This is a genomic window from Shewanella sp. Choline-02u-19 (genome assembly GCF_002836205.1).
In the GTDB taxonomy this organism is placed as follows: Bacteria; Pseudomonadota; Gammaproteobacteria; order Enterobacterales; family Shewanellaceae; genus Shewanella.
Window position 1 is genome coordinate 780,032 of sequence record NZ_PJBE01000013.1, and the last position, 14,597, is coordinate 794,628.

Annotated in this window: 16 protein-coding genes; 12 read left to right on the top strand and 4 right to left on the bottom strand. The window is 43.3% G+C overall.

Annotated features, from left to right (window positions below; genetic code table 11):
- Positions 1–305 precede the first annotated feature (305 nt).
- The 4 genes from yqfB to CXF83_RS10185 all read left to right on the top strand — a co-directional run bounded on the left by yqfB (position 306) and on the right by CXF83_RS10185 (position 5,826).
- Positions 306–611, top strand: coding sequence for a N(4)-acetylcytidine aminohydrolase (gene yqfB, locus CXF83_RS10170; protein WP_101089654.1), 306 nt, complete (start codon positions 306–308; stop codon positions 609–611).
- Between the two features lie 156 nt (positions 612–767).
- Positions 768–1,379: a TetR/AcrR family transcriptional regulator gene (locus CXF83_RS10175; RefSeq protein ID WP_101089655.1), complete on the top strand. Its 612-nt coding sequence runs from the start codon at positions 768–770 to the stop codon at positions 1,377–1,379.
- Positions 1,379–2,719: an efflux RND transporter periplasmic adaptor subunit gene (locus CXF83_RS10180; RefSeq protein ID WP_101089656.1), complete on the top strand. Its 1,341-nt coding sequence runs from the start codon at positions 1,379–1,381 to the stop codon at positions 2,717–2,719. The genes CXF83_RS10175 and CXF83_RS10180 overlap by 1 nt, the downstream gene beginning before the upstream one ends.
- Positions 2,716–5,826: an efflux RND transporter permease subunit gene (locus tag CXF83_RS10185; protein WP_101089657.1), complete on the top strand. Its 3,111-nt coding sequence runs from the start codon at positions 2,716–2,718 to the stop codon at positions 5,824–5,826. The genes CXF83_RS10180 and CXF83_RS10185 overlap by 4 nt, the downstream gene beginning before the upstream one ends.
- Positions 5,827–5,870: 44 nt before the next feature.
- On the opposite strand, the gene CXF83_RS10190 is transcribed toward CXF83_RS10185, so the two are convergent.
- Together CXF83_RS10190 and CXF83_RS10195 are read right to left on the bottom strand one after the other, a co-directional pair.
- A complete protein-coding gene (locus CXF83_RS10190) occupies positions 5,871–6,296 on the bottom strand; it encodes a hypothetical protein (protein WP_101089658.1) in 426 nt (141 codons plus the stop codon).
- A 389-nt stretch (positions 6,297–6,685) separates the two neighbouring features.
- The gene (locus CXF83_RS10195) at positions 6,686–7,093 is read right to left on the bottom strand and encodes a GFA family protein (protein ID WP_101089659.1); all 408 of its coding nucleotides are present in this window, start codon (positions 7,091–7,093) and stop codon (positions 6,686–6,688) included.
- Positions 7,094–7,405: 312 nt separating this feature from the next.
- Between CXF83_RS10195 and CXF83_RS10200 the strand changes: the two genes are divergently transcribed.
- The 8 genes from CXF83_RS10200 (at position 7,406) to CXF83_RS10235 (ending at position 13,225) form a co-directional block, all read left to right on the top strand.
- Positions 7,406–8,140, top strand: a complete 735-nt coding sequence (locus tag CXF83_RS10200; RefSeq protein WP_101089660.1) for a DUF1538 domain-containing protein — start codon at positions 7,406–7,408, stop codon at positions 8,138–8,140.
- Complete coding sequence (locus CXF83_RS10205; RefSeq protein WP_101089661.1) at positions 8,140–8,925, top strand: DUF1538 domain-containing protein; 786 nt, start codon at positions 8,140–8,142, stop codon at positions 8,923–8,925. Before CXF83_RS10200 ends, CXF83_RS10205 begins: the two co-directional genes overlap by 1 nt.
- A complete protein-coding gene (locus tag CXF83_RS10210; protein ID WP_101089662.1) occupies positions 8,915–9,265 on the top strand; it encodes a P-II family nitrogen regulator in 351 nt (116 codons plus the stop codon). The genes CXF83_RS10205 and CXF83_RS10210 overlap by 11 nt, the downstream gene beginning before the upstream one ends.
- A complete protein-coding gene (locus tag CXF83_RS10215; RefSeq protein ID WP_101089663.1) occupies positions 9,262–9,666 on the top strand; it encodes a CBS domain-containing protein in 405 nt (134 codons plus the stop codon). Before CXF83_RS10210 ends, CXF83_RS10215 begins: the two co-directional genes overlap by 4 nt.
- 530 nt (positions 9,667–10,196) lie before the next feature.
- Positions 10,197–11,210, top strand: coding sequence for a DUF1214 domain-containing protein (locus CXF83_RS10220; RefSeq protein ID WP_101089664.1), 1,014 nt, complete (start codon positions 10,197–10,199; stop codon positions 11,208–11,210).
- Between the two features lie 92 nt (positions 11,211–11,302).
- Complete coding sequence (locus CXF83_RS10225) at positions 11,303–11,815, top strand: thioredoxin family protein (protein ID WP_101089665.1); 513 nt, start codon at positions 11,303–11,305, stop codon at positions 11,813–11,815.
- Positions 11,816–11,931: 116 nt separating this feature from the next.
- Positions 11,932–12,318 carry a hypothetical protein gene (locus CXF83_RS10230; protein WP_101089666.1) on the top strand — a complete coding sequence of 129 codons (387 nt, stop codon included), beginning with the start codon at positions 11,932–11,934 and terminating at the stop codon, positions 12,316–12,318.
- A gap of 391 nt (positions 12,319–12,709) precedes the next feature.
- Positions 12,710–13,225, top strand: a complete 516-nt coding sequence (locus tag CXF83_RS10235; RefSeq protein WP_157822884.1) for a porin family protein — start codon at positions 12,710–12,712, stop codon at positions 13,223–13,225.
- Positions 13,226–13,410: 185 nt separating this feature from the next.
- Here CXF83_RS10235 and CXF83_RS10240 read toward each other — a convergent pair whose 3' ends face one another.
- Together CXF83_RS10240 and CXF83_RS10245 are read right to left on the bottom strand one after the other, a co-directional pair.
- Positions 13,411–13,767, bottom strand: a complete 357-nt coding sequence (locus CXF83_RS10240) for a glutathione S-transferase N-terminal domain-containing protein (protein WP_101089668.1) — start codon at positions 13,765–13,767, stop codon at positions 13,411–13,413.
- A gap of 89 nt (positions 13,768–13,856) precedes the next feature.
- Positions 13,857–14,552, bottom strand: a complete 696-nt coding sequence (locus CXF83_RS10245) for a Type 1 glutamine amidotransferase-like domain-containing protein (protein WP_232775090.1) — start codon at positions 14,550–14,552, stop codon at positions 13,857–13,859.
- Positions 14,553–14,597: the final 45 nt, after the last annotated feature.

Consider the following 14,597-nt stretch of genomic DNA (forward strand, 5'->3'; position numbering starts at 1 on the left):
GCCGTTATATTGGTCTAGAACTCACTCTTTATTAGCGACGATTACATATGAGCTTTGCCTTGATATCACGACGTATTTCGGCACTATGCAGCAGTTGCGGGCCTAGTGTTATTAGCGTAATCGCCAAACAAACTTTAAATGCACAATTTTGCATGCCTAGAAGTGACAGAGTTCAAGGCATCAAGTCGCAGTAATTGTTATTCTCGGCTTTGGCATACGGTTCCGCTCTTGCTTCCGCATTTAATCTCCAGAGTGGGACGAGATCACTAGCCTTAAATTAACTGACACATTTGAGTAGAGATAAAATGCAAACGATCACTTTTTTCCAACGTTTTGAGAATGATATTCTGGCAGGTCGTAAGACAATCACTTTAAGAGATAAAAGTGAGTCTCACTTTGAAGCTGGCCAAACCGTTAATGTGGCCAATTTAGAAACCGCAACTTGTTACGGTCAGCTACACATTCTAAGCGTTGCTTGGGTTAAGTTTGACGACTTAAACTTGTTGCATGCCCAGCAGGAAAATATGACTCTGGTAGAGTTAAAGACCTTAATTAGAGAGATCTATCCAGAAATCCAAGCGCTTTATCAAATTAACTTTAAATTGCTATAGCCATAACTTAAACCATTTCAATCTGCTTAGACTCATCTCAGCGGGTCCAATGTCTATTCATAAGCAGGGTTTTTGAATAACGATAAATCATGCAATATCAACATCGAGCAAGTAGACTTAGCATTATTCAAGTGAATAACACTAAGTAGACCATTCATGACAGATCAAAAAAGCGAACCTGCTACCCAAGTACGCGACAGCCTTATCCGCGCTGCGCGTATCTGCTTTATTGCTTCAGATTATGACAAAGTGAGTATTCGCCAAATCGCTGAAGAAGCAGGGGTTAATATGGCGATGATCCGCTACTATTTCGGTAATAAGCTTGGCCTCTTTGAAGTTATGATTGCCGAATTTATCTCGCCAGTGTTACAACGTAGTAAAACGATTAACCAGGGTGATAATCCGCTAAAAATGTCAGATATCTTAGACAATTTTTATCAAACGATGACAGAGACTCCCGATTTCCCCCGTTTTCTGTTCAGGCTAATGAGTTCAGAACATTCACATGAAGCCAAAGGAGTCATTTTTAAGCTGTTCACGCCATTAGCTAATCTAACGCCAATGCCGAAGCCGCTGTTACACAAGTGCAGTGATACCGATCCCATGTTGGTTAAGATGTCGATGATGAGCTTAATGATCTTCCCCTTTGTGATCCCACAATCAATGGCCGAGCTGCATGGATTTGAATTAGATGACGATTTTTATCAAAGATTAGCAAAACACAATATTAAGTTACTCGAGAAAGGTTTATTTGGAGATCAAGACTGATGGATATAATTAAGGGTAAACGTTGGTACTTTTTCCCAGCTGTAGCCGTAGGTGTTGTAACGTTATTTTCAGTGATTATGTTTAAGGGCCATCCTCCTCTAGAGGAGCAGTCAGAGCAAAGTAAGTTGGTAGACGTTATTGCCCTGCACAAAAGTTCTGTTGTCGCTCAAGTCGATGCGTTTGGCCGTGTAGCGCCAAAGGTGCAATGGCAATTGTTGCCTGAAGTTGGCGGTAAAATTATTTACAAGCATCCAAATTTAGCCGTCGGGAAAATGATCCCCGAAGGGACTTTGCTATTATCGATAGATCCGCTCGATTATCAAATTCGTTTAGCGCAAGCACAAGCCGATAGAAAAGCATTAGAAGGTCAACTGATCGGTAAAGGGTTACAGCTGGAGAACCTTAAGTTGTCACTCGAAATTGAAACCAATCGCTATGATTTGGTCAAATCCGATCTGCAACGTAAAGAGACCTTAAGAAAGCAAAATTTGATCTCTCAATCTGAACTCGATGGTGAGCGCCAGAATGTGCTGGTTCAAAAGCAAAAAATCCAAGATTTAAACAACAACCTTAATCTAATGCCAAACGAAACTGATGTGCTACAAGCACAATTATTACAAGCCGTTGCGCGAGAAGATGAATCACAAAGCCAGCTCGATAAAACGGAAATTCGCCAGCCATTCGAAGGCCGAGTTTCCGAGGTTAATGTGGAAAACAACCAAGTTGTTTCGCCACAACAAGTACTGGCAAGGATCAATGGAACGGAGATCATGGAAGTTGAGGCGCAGTTATCGCTCGCCGATCTAATGACATTAATGAAAACCGTCGACAAGCCAACAACTTTGAATAAGCAGCTACCCAATGCTGAAACGCTCGGGTTAACCGCCGAAATCACCCTTAAAAGTGCTGCTTATGTCTTTAAATGGCCAGCAAAAATAAGCCGTATTGGCGAAACTGTTGACCCAACATTGGCCACCGTCAGTGTGGTTTTACAAGTTAAGCAGCAATATCGCGAACTCAAAATTGGCCAATCACCGCCGTTAGTTCACGGCATGTTTGTTAGCGCACGTATTAAAGGCAGTGCAAAAGACTACTGGATGGTGTCTGAGCGGGCTTTGCATGGGGACAAGTTGTATTTAATGGATAGCGACAACCGCTTGCAAATAATTGACGTGCAGGTGTTATTTCGTCAAGAAGGACATGCTGCGGTGCAAGGCGATCTTAATGACAATATGCAGCTGGTATTGACCGATATTATTCCCGCAGTAACCGGAATGGCGCTGCGCAGTCATAACAGCAATGCTGAGGTTTCAAACACAAACGAGGAAGCTGCGCTGTGATTGCCTTTTTTGTTCGTCATCCTACGGCAACTCATCTACTGATGTTGGCGCTTATTATTTTGGGTATAAAGGCCTTACCTGAGTTAAAGCGTGAAACGTTCCCTGAATTTTCGCCGAACTACATCAGTGCACGAGTGGTGTTACCAGGCGCATCACCGCAAGACGTTGAAGAAAACCTTTGTTTACGCATGGAAGATGCGATCGACAGTCTAGGCAGCATTGTTGAAACTAAATGTGACGCTTTGGAAGGCGTTGCGCAGATGACCATCAAGCTCGATGATAATGCCGATTTAGGCCGTAATCTGGTTGATGTTCAAACAAAAATAGCATCAATCAAAGACTTCCCCGCAGAGATAGAACCCCCCATCGTTGAAGAGCTTAACTTTAATGAGCCGATCATCGATATTGCATTGTCGGCATCAACCAGCAAACCAGAGTTGAAAGCGTATGCTGAGGATTTTAAGCGACGTTTAAAGCTTGATACCAGCATTCGCCAAGTTGAGATCGCTGGCTTTTCGCAACATCAACTATTAGTCGAGATCTCGCTTGATGCACTCAAGCGCTTAGGCATGAGTGTTGCCGATGTCGCTGCTCAAATTGAACAGCAAAATGTGCAACTACCCAGTGGGACGTTAGAGACCGCAAGTAAGAACATCTTGATAAGGTTCGACCAACGAGAAGTTGAAGCGGATAAGCTGGCCAATATCGTGATCCGTTCTAATGCCGAGGGCGGCGTGGTGCGCTTACGAGATGTCGCCAAACTGACGGACAGATTTGAGTTAGATGAAGATCATGTTCGTTTTGATGGCGAACCAGCGGCCATTCTTACGGTGTTTAAGAACAAATCACAAGACTCTCTGCGCTTGAAAGAGGAAGTGATGGGCTTTTTAGAGGCCGAAAAACTACGCACGCCCAGTGGCGTTAATATCAGTACCTCTAATGACTTAAGCTCCTTACTGTGGGACCGTCTTACCATGCTAACCAAAAATGGTTGGCAAGGGGTGTTACTGGTCTTTTTATGTATGTGGTTGTTTTTCAGCTTTCGCTATTCATTTTGGGTCGCAATGGGCTTACCTGTGGCATTTATGGGGAGTCTGTTCTTTATGGCGCAAGTGGGGTTGACGATTAACATCATGACCTTGGTGGCTTTTTTAATGGCGATCGGCATTATGATGGATGACGCCATTGTTATTGCTGAATCGGTGGCATCGCATATCGAACGGGGGTTAGATAAAACGGAAGCGGTGATCCAAGGCGTTAAGCGAGTACTGCCGGGGGTTGTTTCATCATTTTTAACCACGGTGTTTATCTTTTCTAGCATCGCCTTTATGGAAGGTGATATGGGTAAAGTGCTCAGAGTGGTCCCGCAAACACTTTTGCTTATTTTGACGGTGAGTTTGGTTGAAGCATTCTTGATTTTACCGAACCACTTAGCCCATGCAGCGAAAGGGAAAGAGCGTAAAACCAGTCGATTTAAAACCGAGTTTAACCGCAGGTTCGAGCATTTTAGAACCGTCAATTTAGTCGCAGCTGTGGAGTGGGTTATTGCTTGGCGCTATGCCTTTATGGGCGCAGTTATTAGTTTGTTGCTGATATCAGTATCGTTAGCTGCGGGGGGAATGGTTAAGTTTATTGCCTTTCCTGAGCTTGATGGTGATGTGGTGGAGGCGCGAATAATTTTGCCGCCGGGTTCTACATTAGCGCAAACAGACTTCGTGGTTGCCAAGATTGTTAGCGCAGCACAGGTGTTGAATGAGAAATACAGCAAAAATGAAGATGGTCAGCCGTTAATTAAGCATATTACGCAGCGGTTTAACTTCAATAGTGATGCTAACGAGAGTGGCGCGCATGTGGCGACGGTTAAGATCGACCTGCTCAGTGCCGAGGTGCGGCAAACACGGATAAACACCTTTATCCGTGAATGGGAGCAAGGCGTAGGCGAATTAGCTGATCCCATTGCCATTGTGTATAAACAGCCGAAAATGGGACCCGCGGGCCGCGCAATAGACATACGTCTGCGAGGTGATAATTTGCAGCAGCTTAAATCAGCGTCAATTGATGTGCAGCAATACATTAGTGGTTTTAACGGTGTATCGGGTGTCATGGACAGTATGCGTCCTGGTAAGTCTGAAATCTTAATGACCTTAAAGCCCGGTGCAGAGGCATTTGGTGTCAACGGCATGATGTTAGCGAGCCAATTGAGGGGCGCTTATTTTCATCAAACAGCAGATTACATTCAAGTGGGTCCAGAGAGTATTCAGATAGATGTGCAACTCGATAAAGGCGACGCTGCAAAACTTGAAAACCTGGCTAACTTTCCTATTACTCTCAATACGTCTGGCGAACAGGTACCGCTGTCAGCCGTGGCAGATTTCACTTGGCAACGTAATTACGTCAAAATTTCACGTTTAGACGGTATGCGCTTTGTGACGATCACTGGTGAAGTGGATACTCATCTAGCCAATGGGGGAGAAATTAACACCGCATTTAAAGAGGAACTATTACCCAAGCTATTAACGCGTTACCCAGGAGTGCGGGTCAGTTTTGAAGGTGAAGTCAAAGAAAGTTCCACGACTCGAAACTCAATGGTGTCCGGCTTTATTCTGGGGCTATTGGGGGTATTTGCTATCTTGAGTTTACAGTTTAAGAGCTACCTTGAGCCGTTAGTGGTGATGGCGGTTATACCGTTAGGCCTTATCGGTGTTTTCTGGGGACATTTACTGCTTGGGTTTTCCATGAGTATGCCTTCGATAATGGGATTTATTGCGTTGTCCGGAGTGGTGGTTAATGACTCGATATTACTAGTGCAATATATTCGTTTTCATGTGGATGAAGGGCAATCTGTGCATGAGGCGGTAGTGAGTGCCAGTAAGGAGCGCTTTAGAGCCGTGTTTATTACGTCACTGACCACTGCAGCGGGTATGTTACCGCTGCTACTTGAAACGAGTATTCAGGCGCAAGTATTGCAGCCATTAGTCATCTCAATGGTGTTTGGTATTTTTGCCTCGACCGCGCTGGTGCTATTTATGGTACCTGCTTGTTACGCAATATTAGAGGACTTTGGCAAAGTGAGTTTTAGCGCTAAAGATAATGAGCTAAGGGCATAGTACGGATAACAAGGGTCTCTTTTAAGGCCCTTGTTATCGCTGTGTTAAGAATCAAATCTGGCGATATCCTTCTCAGTGGCCCCTTCTTTGCACTCGCCTCGAATACTGCCACGGTCATACTGAATGGAACGGCTGATCTCGATATAACCTTCTCTGCAATATCCGGTCATCTCAATTGTCTGGCCAAGACCGTGTTCAATTTTCTGAGTCCAGGCCGTTAAATCCGGTCCTTGATAACGTTTTTTAGCGCGTTTCTTTTGTGATGCTCGCTGTTCATGAGGCAGAGGAGCTTGCTGAGCATTATTATCTTGAACGAGCTTAGCGCGATAGGTGAATAGTTTTAAGCCATTACTTTTGATATCTGTTTTAAATGAATCAGTGAGTTGACCTGCGAACTCTTCCGGCACTATTTCGCTAGTAAAGCTGCAGGCTGAAAGTAATAAAATTAACAGTAGAGGGTATTTTTTCATTATTGTTTTTATGTTAATAATTGGTTTCTATTGGTCAGCATAACGTATATTTAAGCAAGTTAGCAGGGGCTTTAGCTGTTTTTACATTAGGCTACTTTTGTATTAGAGGGCTTGGAGGCGGTATTTACTGATGACGGTGTATCTTACTACACTTGTCAGCAGTGTTAATTGTCACGTTTGCAATCAATACTCGATGGTTTATCAACGTCAGTGTCCACATCTGGGTACAATTTATAGAGTTGGTGATACTTCTACAGATGTTTGGTTGGTGTATAGGCAACACTATATTTGTTATATACCAACACCATTGGCTGTGTGATGCATCATCACTGACGACTGGGAAAATGTATTTGGGCATGCAATAACGGCCTTTAGTGAGGGGGGCTCGTTTAGCTTCTCGATTGAGGGTATCTAACGCAAGTGTCATTTAAGGCTAACCACTTTAGCTGGCTGTCAGTGTGAATATGGTAGCTGGGCTGAACAGCATTTGGTTCATCCAGTGATACGATAGACAATGTTAGATAGCTGGGATGACGAGTATCTCTAAAGGTTAATTGCGAACCACAATGATGACAAAAACCCCGCCTTACAAACTCTGATGATGTAAATTCGGTTACCGAACCCACTAACCAGCTCACCTCATCGATATTAAAGTCCATCCACGCACCTAATACAGAACCCGTGCTCTTTTGGCATTGACGACAATGGCAAAAATCAGCGGAAAATGGTGTTGCCGTTAACTGATATCGTATTGCGCCGCAAAGGCAACCGCCTTGTTGTAAACCTGCTATTGTCATCAATCTCCCCCTGACTATTAGTTTTATAAGTGTGAGTGATTTCACCATATCCTGATTTATTATCTTTGTCATATACAGGTGCCTTCAGCGAGTAGAGTGTACGTTAGAACGCAATAAAGATTGCTAATAATAGTCACTCTCATCTGTTAGCGCAGCGTTAAACTCCCCCTAGCGTACTTTTGTGGTGATGTAACCCACCCCGTGGTAGTTAACACCATGACTTGGCTCACATATACTGACAATAATGTTAATCACTTGTTGTACTTTGTGACGGTTTTGGCAGACTGAAGTTGTAGCCCCAAAGGAGTGAGTATGGCTTCAATTCTTCAGTTGTTAAAAGCAATGCTAAATAGCTTTAAAGATCTTATCCCAATCATTTTGGTGGTCAGTTTTTTTGAGATATTTGTGTTGCATCAAGCGCCAGATAATCTGTTCTCTATTCTAATCGGTCTTATTTTCATCGTTGTTGGATTAACTTTTTTTGTGTTTGGCCTTGAAATGGGGCTGTTTCCGATAGGTGAGTCTCTAGCGCAAGCATTGGCGAGAAAGGGCAGCGTATTTTGGCTGGTAGTGTTCTCATTTTCGCTAGGGTTTGGTACCACACTGGCCGAACCCGCCTTAACCGCGGTCGCTAATGAAGCAGCTGAGGTTGCCGCAGAGGCAGGCGCCATTGTTAAGAGTGAAGCTTCAATGGACAGTTATGCTATGGGGCTTAGACTCACCGTCGCTTTATCGGTGGGGCTTGCAATCCTATTAGGCGTGGTGCGAATTTTAAAAGGCTGGCCAATTCATTACATTATTATTGCTGGCTATATCTTGGTGATGCTGCTGACCTCATTTGCACCAGAGAGCATTATTGGCATCGCCTATGATTCTGGCGGCGTGACCACCTCAACCATCACAGTGCCCTTAGTTACCGCGCTCGGCGTTGGGTTAGCCAGTGTCATTAAAGGGCGCAACCCGATGTTAGATGGCTTCGGTTTAATCGCTTTCGCCAGTTTAATGCCGATGATATTCGTACTTATTTACGGAATGGTGGTGCTGTAATGGAGATGCTGTTAAAGGTACTTAACACCTTGATGTTAACCGCGCGTGATGTCGTGCCCATCGCAATTATTCTATTTGGCTTCCAGCTGGGGGTGTTAAAACGTCCTATTGCCAACTGGCGCAAAGTCGCCGCGGGTTTCGTTTACGTTATTCTAGGCTTGAGCTTTTTCTTAGTCGGTTTAGAACTGGCGCTATTTCCCATCGGCGAGGCAATGGCAGAACAACTGACCTCACCCGCGTTCATCCATGCCGACGACCCCTCTATTACCATCAACGCATGGCAAGATTACTACTGGGTTTATATCTTTGCTGCAGCCATTGGTTTTAGTACCACGATTGCTGAGCCCTCGCTCATTGCGGTGGCCATTAAAGCCAATGAAGTCTCTGGCGGCACTATTAGTATTCAGGGGTTACGGATCTCCGTAGCCATTGGTGTCGCCTTTGGGATCAGCCTTGGTTGCTTTCGAATTGTGGTTGGCGATCCCATTCACTACTATATCTTAGGAGGCTATATTATCGTGGTGATCCAGACTTTTTACGCTCCAAAAATGATTGTGCCATTGGCGTATGACTCTGGCGGCGTAACAACCTCCACCGTTACCGTGCCTCTGGTGGCTGCACTGGGGTTAGGGCTAGCGACCAACGTCGATGGTCGTAACCCGCTGATTGATGGTTTTGGCTTAATTGCTTTTGCCAGCTTATTTCCGATAATCAGCGTGATGGCTTATGCCCAACTGGTTGAATACAAAAATAGAGCTCAAAAGGAGCGAAATAATGCGCTTTAAACTCATTATTGTCTTTATTGACGATGCCTGTACCGACGACATACTTGATGCAGCAAGAAGCAAAGGCGCCACCGGTGCTACTGTGATTAATCATGCTCGTGGCGAAGGGCTCAAGAAGCAAAAAACCTTTATGGGCTTGTCACTCGATATTCAGCGCGATGTGGTGTTGTTGCTGGTGGAAGAGCACCTTAGCCGAGCAATTCTAGAAACAGTCAATAAAGTTGGAGGTTTTGATAACGACTCCGGAAAAGGCATCGCTATTCAAATTGATGTAGAAGATGCCGTTGGTGTTGCGCACCAAGTACAACAATTGAGCCATGATATTGAGGACCAGATATGAATAAACCAACCCCAGTAAGAAACCATGATGTGATGTGCCAAGATTATGCGATGGTAGATGGGTTACAAACCGTTGCAGAGGCCATTGAGCAAGCCGTATCACATAAGGTGAATGTGTTGTTCGTTAATAAGCGCTACGATGACGACGAATATGGCATGGTGTTGATGAGTGATATCGCCAAAAAGGTACTCGCGAAAGATAAGGCGCCTGAACGGGTTAATATCTACGAAATCATGGTAAAACCGGTACTGGCTGTTAACGGTAATATGGACGTTCGCTATTGCGCTCGCTTATTTGATCGCTTCGGTATTACTAAAGCACCAGTGGTAGAACAGGGTAAAATTGTCGGACTCGTGAGTTACCACGATATCGTGCTGAAAGGGATGATTAACAGAGGGTAATTACGGTTATGTTGCGGCTGAAACCGTCGAAAAAGGGACGTTTCGGTGAGTTTACAGCAAGCCTCAGGAGTATCTGCACATACGCTGATCACTGGTCATTGGAACCACATAAGCCCAAAGGTCACTCACTTCTCTCTAAAACGCGCTGGCGCCGGCATGTTGTGCTATACAGTATTATTAGGTTTTTTCGAATATCGCATAAAATTATGCGGGTTCAGTGCTCGAGTTGCTATTGAGTACAAATAAAAGCAGCGTAAATTCAAGTCACTAAAAGCGTGCATGCGCGCTTTGCAGCAGATACGAGGCAAGTTAATCCTCTATTCTCGTTTTACCAGAAACTGTATTTGGAATGAACGTTAAAAACAGTTATAAATTAGATGGTTATTGATACACGTTTTGACTGGCTGAACCTGATAAACGCGCAAGCGTTTATGCACATGTTATGTGCCACATCCTGAATTTATCCGCGCTTTTACGGGGATTTTAATTCAGTTTGTTAACATTAAAAAACAACTAATATAGGTATTACAATGAGAATTAAAAGTTGGATTTTTGGTACATTAGCTGCGGGTTTTTTTAGCTCAGTTACAAACGTGTGTGCAAGTGAAACTGTGACTGTCGATAATTTTGTCCGAGCTGAGACCGACATGACAATGAAGCGCTACGAAGCTGCTGGCGGATTCGGCAAAATGTTCCATATACGTCAGCCGACACCCTTAGATAAACAAGATGTTATTCGGATGAATCAAGATACCCTCTATTCTATTGGGATTTTTGATTTAACAACACCGGTCACGATCACTAAACCAAAAACTGACCGTTGGCAGTCATTGATGCTAGTTAACCAGGACCATTCTATCCCTGCTGCTATTTATAAAGCTGGTTCGTATACTTTTACACAAAAAGAAATTGGTACACGTTATCTAACGGTCGTATTTCGAACCCTTGTTAATGCCAATGATGAAAATGACATCAAACTGGCAAATGCGATTCAGGATCAGATAACGGTTAAGCAGGAAAACGCTGGTTCACTTGATATTCCAGAATGGGATGAAGCGTCTCTGACTAAAGTTAGAGACGCTATTAATGTATTAGCCGCTACGTTAAGTGATACTTCAGGAATGCTGGGCGATAAATCAAAACTTAACCCAATTCACCATCTAATGGGAACGGCAATGGGGTGGGGGGGAAACCCTAAAAAAGATGCCATTTATGTCAATGTGGTTCCTGAACAAAATGATGGTAAAACTAATTATGCTTTGACTATTAAAGATGTACCCGTTGACGGGTTTGCCTCCATCACGGTTTACAATGCCAAGGGATTTATGGAAAAAAACGAGCTGGGCATCAACTCGCTTAACAACTTAACTGCAAAACCAAATAAAGATGGTGGAGCCACTGTTCACTTCGGCGGTTGTGAGGATGGTCGCATTAACTGTATTCCAGTGACTGATGGCTGGAACTACATCGTGCGTATGTATCAACCCAAAGAAGCTGTTATAGATGGCAGCTGGAAATTCCCTGATCCGACACCAGTGAAATAGACTTGAAATATAAGGCTGCCAAAGCAGCACATTACAAAGCGTTGCACCGGATTAGCCGGTGAACGCGGCGTTAGCACTATAAGGAATATCAGTTGAGTCTCGGCAATCAAATAACAGGTAAACTAAATAGCATAGAGAATTTCATTGAGAACTCTTCAACCTTGTTATTTCCGGTTAAGGTATTAGGCTGGATAGTGCTTCTTTTAGCCTTGATTATTACTAATTTTATAGCAATAGGTAAATGGCCAATTTCTGCTATATCCAAAAAGCTCAATAAAAAAGAATTAGCTTTAGGAGATCCAATTAATATAACTTCTGACGATGAGCTTCAAAAAATAGTCTCTCAACAAGGTACGGTGTTAGTAGATTTTTGGGCTGAGTGGTGCGGACCTTGCCTACTAATGGATAATACTATTAGTAAGTTAGCACAAGAATATGCAGGGAAAGTGTGCGTTGTTAAAGTCGATGTGTCATTAAACTCAACCCTAAGCAAGTTATACGCAGTAAGAGGCTTACCAACAGTCATAGTATTTAGAAATGGCGATGAGACAATTAGAAAAAGTGGTTCATTAACAAAGAGTCAGCTAGTAGGGTTGATTAAATAAAATAACTAGCAAGCTGCTAATTAGGACAAAATACAGTTGGGTTTTGCTCCTTTGTCGCTATTTTGCCCGCTAAATTCTGCCTGTTAACAGCCGTTATACACTTAGAGGGACTATTCGTGTTTTGGATTAAACGTCATTTGTATTATCAAGTCAAAAAAGGCGAAGTTACTGTCACTTCGCTTGAAGATGGTAAATCCATAACGAGGGCTTGTAGTGCCCTTAATCATCCTCGGACCCTTATGGGTAACTTCATGGAAATTGAAGATTGCTTTAAAAGTATTGCTAAAGAACTAGCTCCGCGACGCTTTTTGCTTCAAGCCCCTATTGCTGTTGTGCATCTCCTAGAGTCTGTAGAGGGTGGCTATACAAATGTAGAAATTCGAGCATTTCGTGAGGCTGCTTTAGGTGCAGGGGCTAGAGACACCTTTATGCCTAGTAATAAGTCGAAGCTATCGGAGACACAAATATTAAGTCGAGACTTTGCGGAGTGGGACTGTGTATAACAAGTTGCACAAGTTCGGATTATTGAATTTAATCAAGCTATGCTTGGCCAACATCGTGGCACCTCGGCCATTTTCTAATAAAAAGAGTCGAGCAAAAAAGCTGTGCGTCTCATGTGAATGGGTTCAGGAATGCCGTGGTCAATGAGGCTCCCAGCATCATAATGACCCACTTGCCACTTTCCTATGGGACTAATGAGCAGAGCCGCCCAATCTCCACGCTTAACTTCAATAGATCACCCATAGTATTAGTGGGTGCCTCTGCTCCTATTAACGACAACGTATTCGATTACTCTATAGATTCTAACTCATGATATTTTCTAAACGATGAGATTATTACCTCAACCAAGGAGAACCTTGGATTGAAAATAACTTTACTAATTAGGAAATGACGATGAAAAACATGAAACTTATCGCTTTAGCAACGACTTTAGCAGTATCACTTGTAGCGCCAATGGCAGCGAATGCAACAGGCTTTTATTTAGGGGCGAATGCAGGTTCTGGTCAACAGAGTAACCAGCTCATGGATAAAGCAACAACTACAAACGTAGGTTCTATCAAGGCTGGTTATGATTTTAATGATTATTTCGGTGCTGAAGTCCGTTACGGTGGTGTCAATTCAAGTTCTTCTGATATCGAACTGAATAGCTTTACGTCTGTTTATGCCAAAGCACAACTTCCTGTAAGTGAGTCATTCACAGTATATGGTTTAGCAGGTGCGACTTCTGCAAATTTACCAGGAATGATATTGGATGATAAAAATAGTTCTGAGAGTAGCGCTAGTTTTGGTGCCGGTGTTAGATATTCTATTACCGATAGCCTTGGTGTGAGCCTTGAAGCTACACGCATTTCATCACATGACGCCTATAAGCTTGATGCCGTTATGCTGGGTGTTGATTATAAATTTTAATCACTAATTTAGGGTAGCCATGCCTACTACTCCCACCGGGTGTGGTTATCCGCCCTATTTCATAAGCGAAAATGAGAAAGACAGTTTGAAGTAAAGATGAGCAGCTATAGCTAAAAAGTCATATTACTTAGACAAAAAAGGCAGCATATTAATGCTGCCTTTTGCTGTGTTCAATAATTTGCTGCTTAAGCAAATTTCTTATCTAAGAAGCCGATGATCTCTGATGACTCATACATCCAAGTGGCTTGGCCAGCTTCTTCAACTTTCATGCAAGGTACCTGCAACTTACCGCCTTCGGTAAGCAAAGTGCTTTTATGTGGTTCTTGCTTCGCATCAAGGGTCACAATGTTAAGACCTTGACGGCGCAATGAGCGACGCACTTTCACACAGAAAGGACAAGCTTTGTACTCGTAGATGGTCATGCTTTTAGTGGCATCATCCACTTTTTGCTGTTCAGCGATAGGACGCTTGAGCTTTTTTGGAGTAAAAATAAAGTTAAAAAACAAAATGATCCGGCCTAGCACCCAACGAATAACAAACATTTACTGCCCTTAATGTGTTTTGATTCGCGGGGATTTTACCCCATGCGATACAGGGATAACAGCCTTGATTAGAAATCGTTGGTATAACATTATTTTTTAACCAGCTGAGGTGAGCCATAGAGTGTTAATTTATTGCCAGTCAGTAATAGTGCGTCATTGTCACCACACAAGTAAACTGATTGGTTGAGTGAGTTAAGCTGTTGGTTAAATGAGTCATCACTCAATTGAGTGGTTTCAAAATGCGGCACGAATTGGAAAGGAACGAGGTTTAATGCACTCAGTGCTTCTGGTGACGCTGTAATGTGATCACCACAAAGTACTGCGCTGTCGATTGAGGGCGTTAACAACATAGCGCCTGCGCTTACCCCCACTATTGCGCCGCCATTCATTGCAAATTTTGTGAGAGGTGCAATGAGCTGCCGCTGTTTTATCGCCAGTAAAAATCGCAGGGTATCGCCGCCTGAAAGATGGATCAGGTCACAAGTTAATAGCGCATCAAGTGCTTGCTGGGAAAACTCGGATTCAAGTTCCAAATAAACATCCATCTCAGCGTTAAGGGCTGAGTAGATTTGTTGGGTTTGTCTGAAATATTCCCGTTGTGGATCCGGCGCTGAAGCGATATAACCAATTTTCGGCGTAGTAGTCTTTAGTATCGAGAGGAGCTTACTGATGGCTAATTGTGCATTGGCCGCTGTGGGCTGGCTGATAAGGGCGAGATTGATGATAACGATTCCATTAAAGCGACATTCAAATAAAGTGCTATTAAAAATCACTGCATTAAACACATCTTAAAACATTACCTTAGCGAAATAAATTAAGAAAGGGTTATC

What these genes read in the sequence shown, in the direction of transcription:
- yqfB (WP_101089654.1), top strand. Translation starts at nt 306, where the DNA reads ATGCAAACGATCACTTTTTTCCAACGTTTTGAGAATGATATTCTGGCA.
- CXF83_RS10175 (WP_101089655.1), top strand. Translation starts at nt 768, where the DNA reads ATGACAGATCAAAAAAGCGAACCTGCTACCCAAGTACGCGACAGCCTT.
- CXF83_RS10180 (WP_101089656.1), top strand. Translation starts at nt 1,379, where the DNA reads ATGGATATAATTAAGGGTAAACGTTGGTACTTTTTCCCAGCTGTAGCC.
- CXF83_RS10190 (WP_101089658.1), bottom strand. Translation starts at nt 6,296, where the DNA reads ATGAAAAAATACCCTCTACTGTTAATTTTATTACTTTCAGCCTGCAGC.
- CXF83_RS10195 (WP_101089659.1), bottom strand. Translation starts at nt 7,093, where the DNA reads ATGACAATAGCAGGTTTACAACAAGGCGGTTGCCTTTGCGGCGCAATA.
- CXF83_RS10200 (WP_101089660.1), top strand. Translation starts at nt 7,406, where the DNA reads ATGGCTTCAATTCTTCAGTTGTTAAAAGCAATGCTAAATAGCTTTAAA.
- CXF83_RS10205 (WP_101089661.1), top strand. Translation starts at nt 8,140, where the DNA reads ATGGAGATGCTGTTAAAGGTACTTAACACCTTGATGTTAACCGCGCGT.
- CXF83_RS10210 (WP_101089662.1), top strand. Translation starts at nt 8,915, where the DNA reads ATGCGCTTTAAACTCATTATTGTCTTTATTGACGATGCCTGTACCGAC.
- CXF83_RS10215 (WP_101089663.1), top strand. Translation starts at nt 9,262, where the DNA reads ATGAATAAACCAACCCCAGTAAGAAACCATGATGTGATGTGCCAAGAT.
- CXF83_RS10220 (WP_101089664.1), top strand. Translation starts at nt 10,197, where the DNA reads ATGAGAATTAAAAGTTGGATTTTTGGTACATTAGCTGCGGGTTTTTTT.
- CXF83_RS10235 (WP_157822884.1), top strand. Translation starts at nt 12,710, where the DNA reads ATGAAAAACATGAAACTTATCGCTTTAGCAACGACTTTAGCAGTATCA.
- CXF83_RS10240 (WP_101089668.1), bottom strand. Translation starts at nt 13,767, where the DNA reads ATGTTTGTTATTCGTTGGGTGCTAGGCCGGATCATTTTGTTTTTTAAC.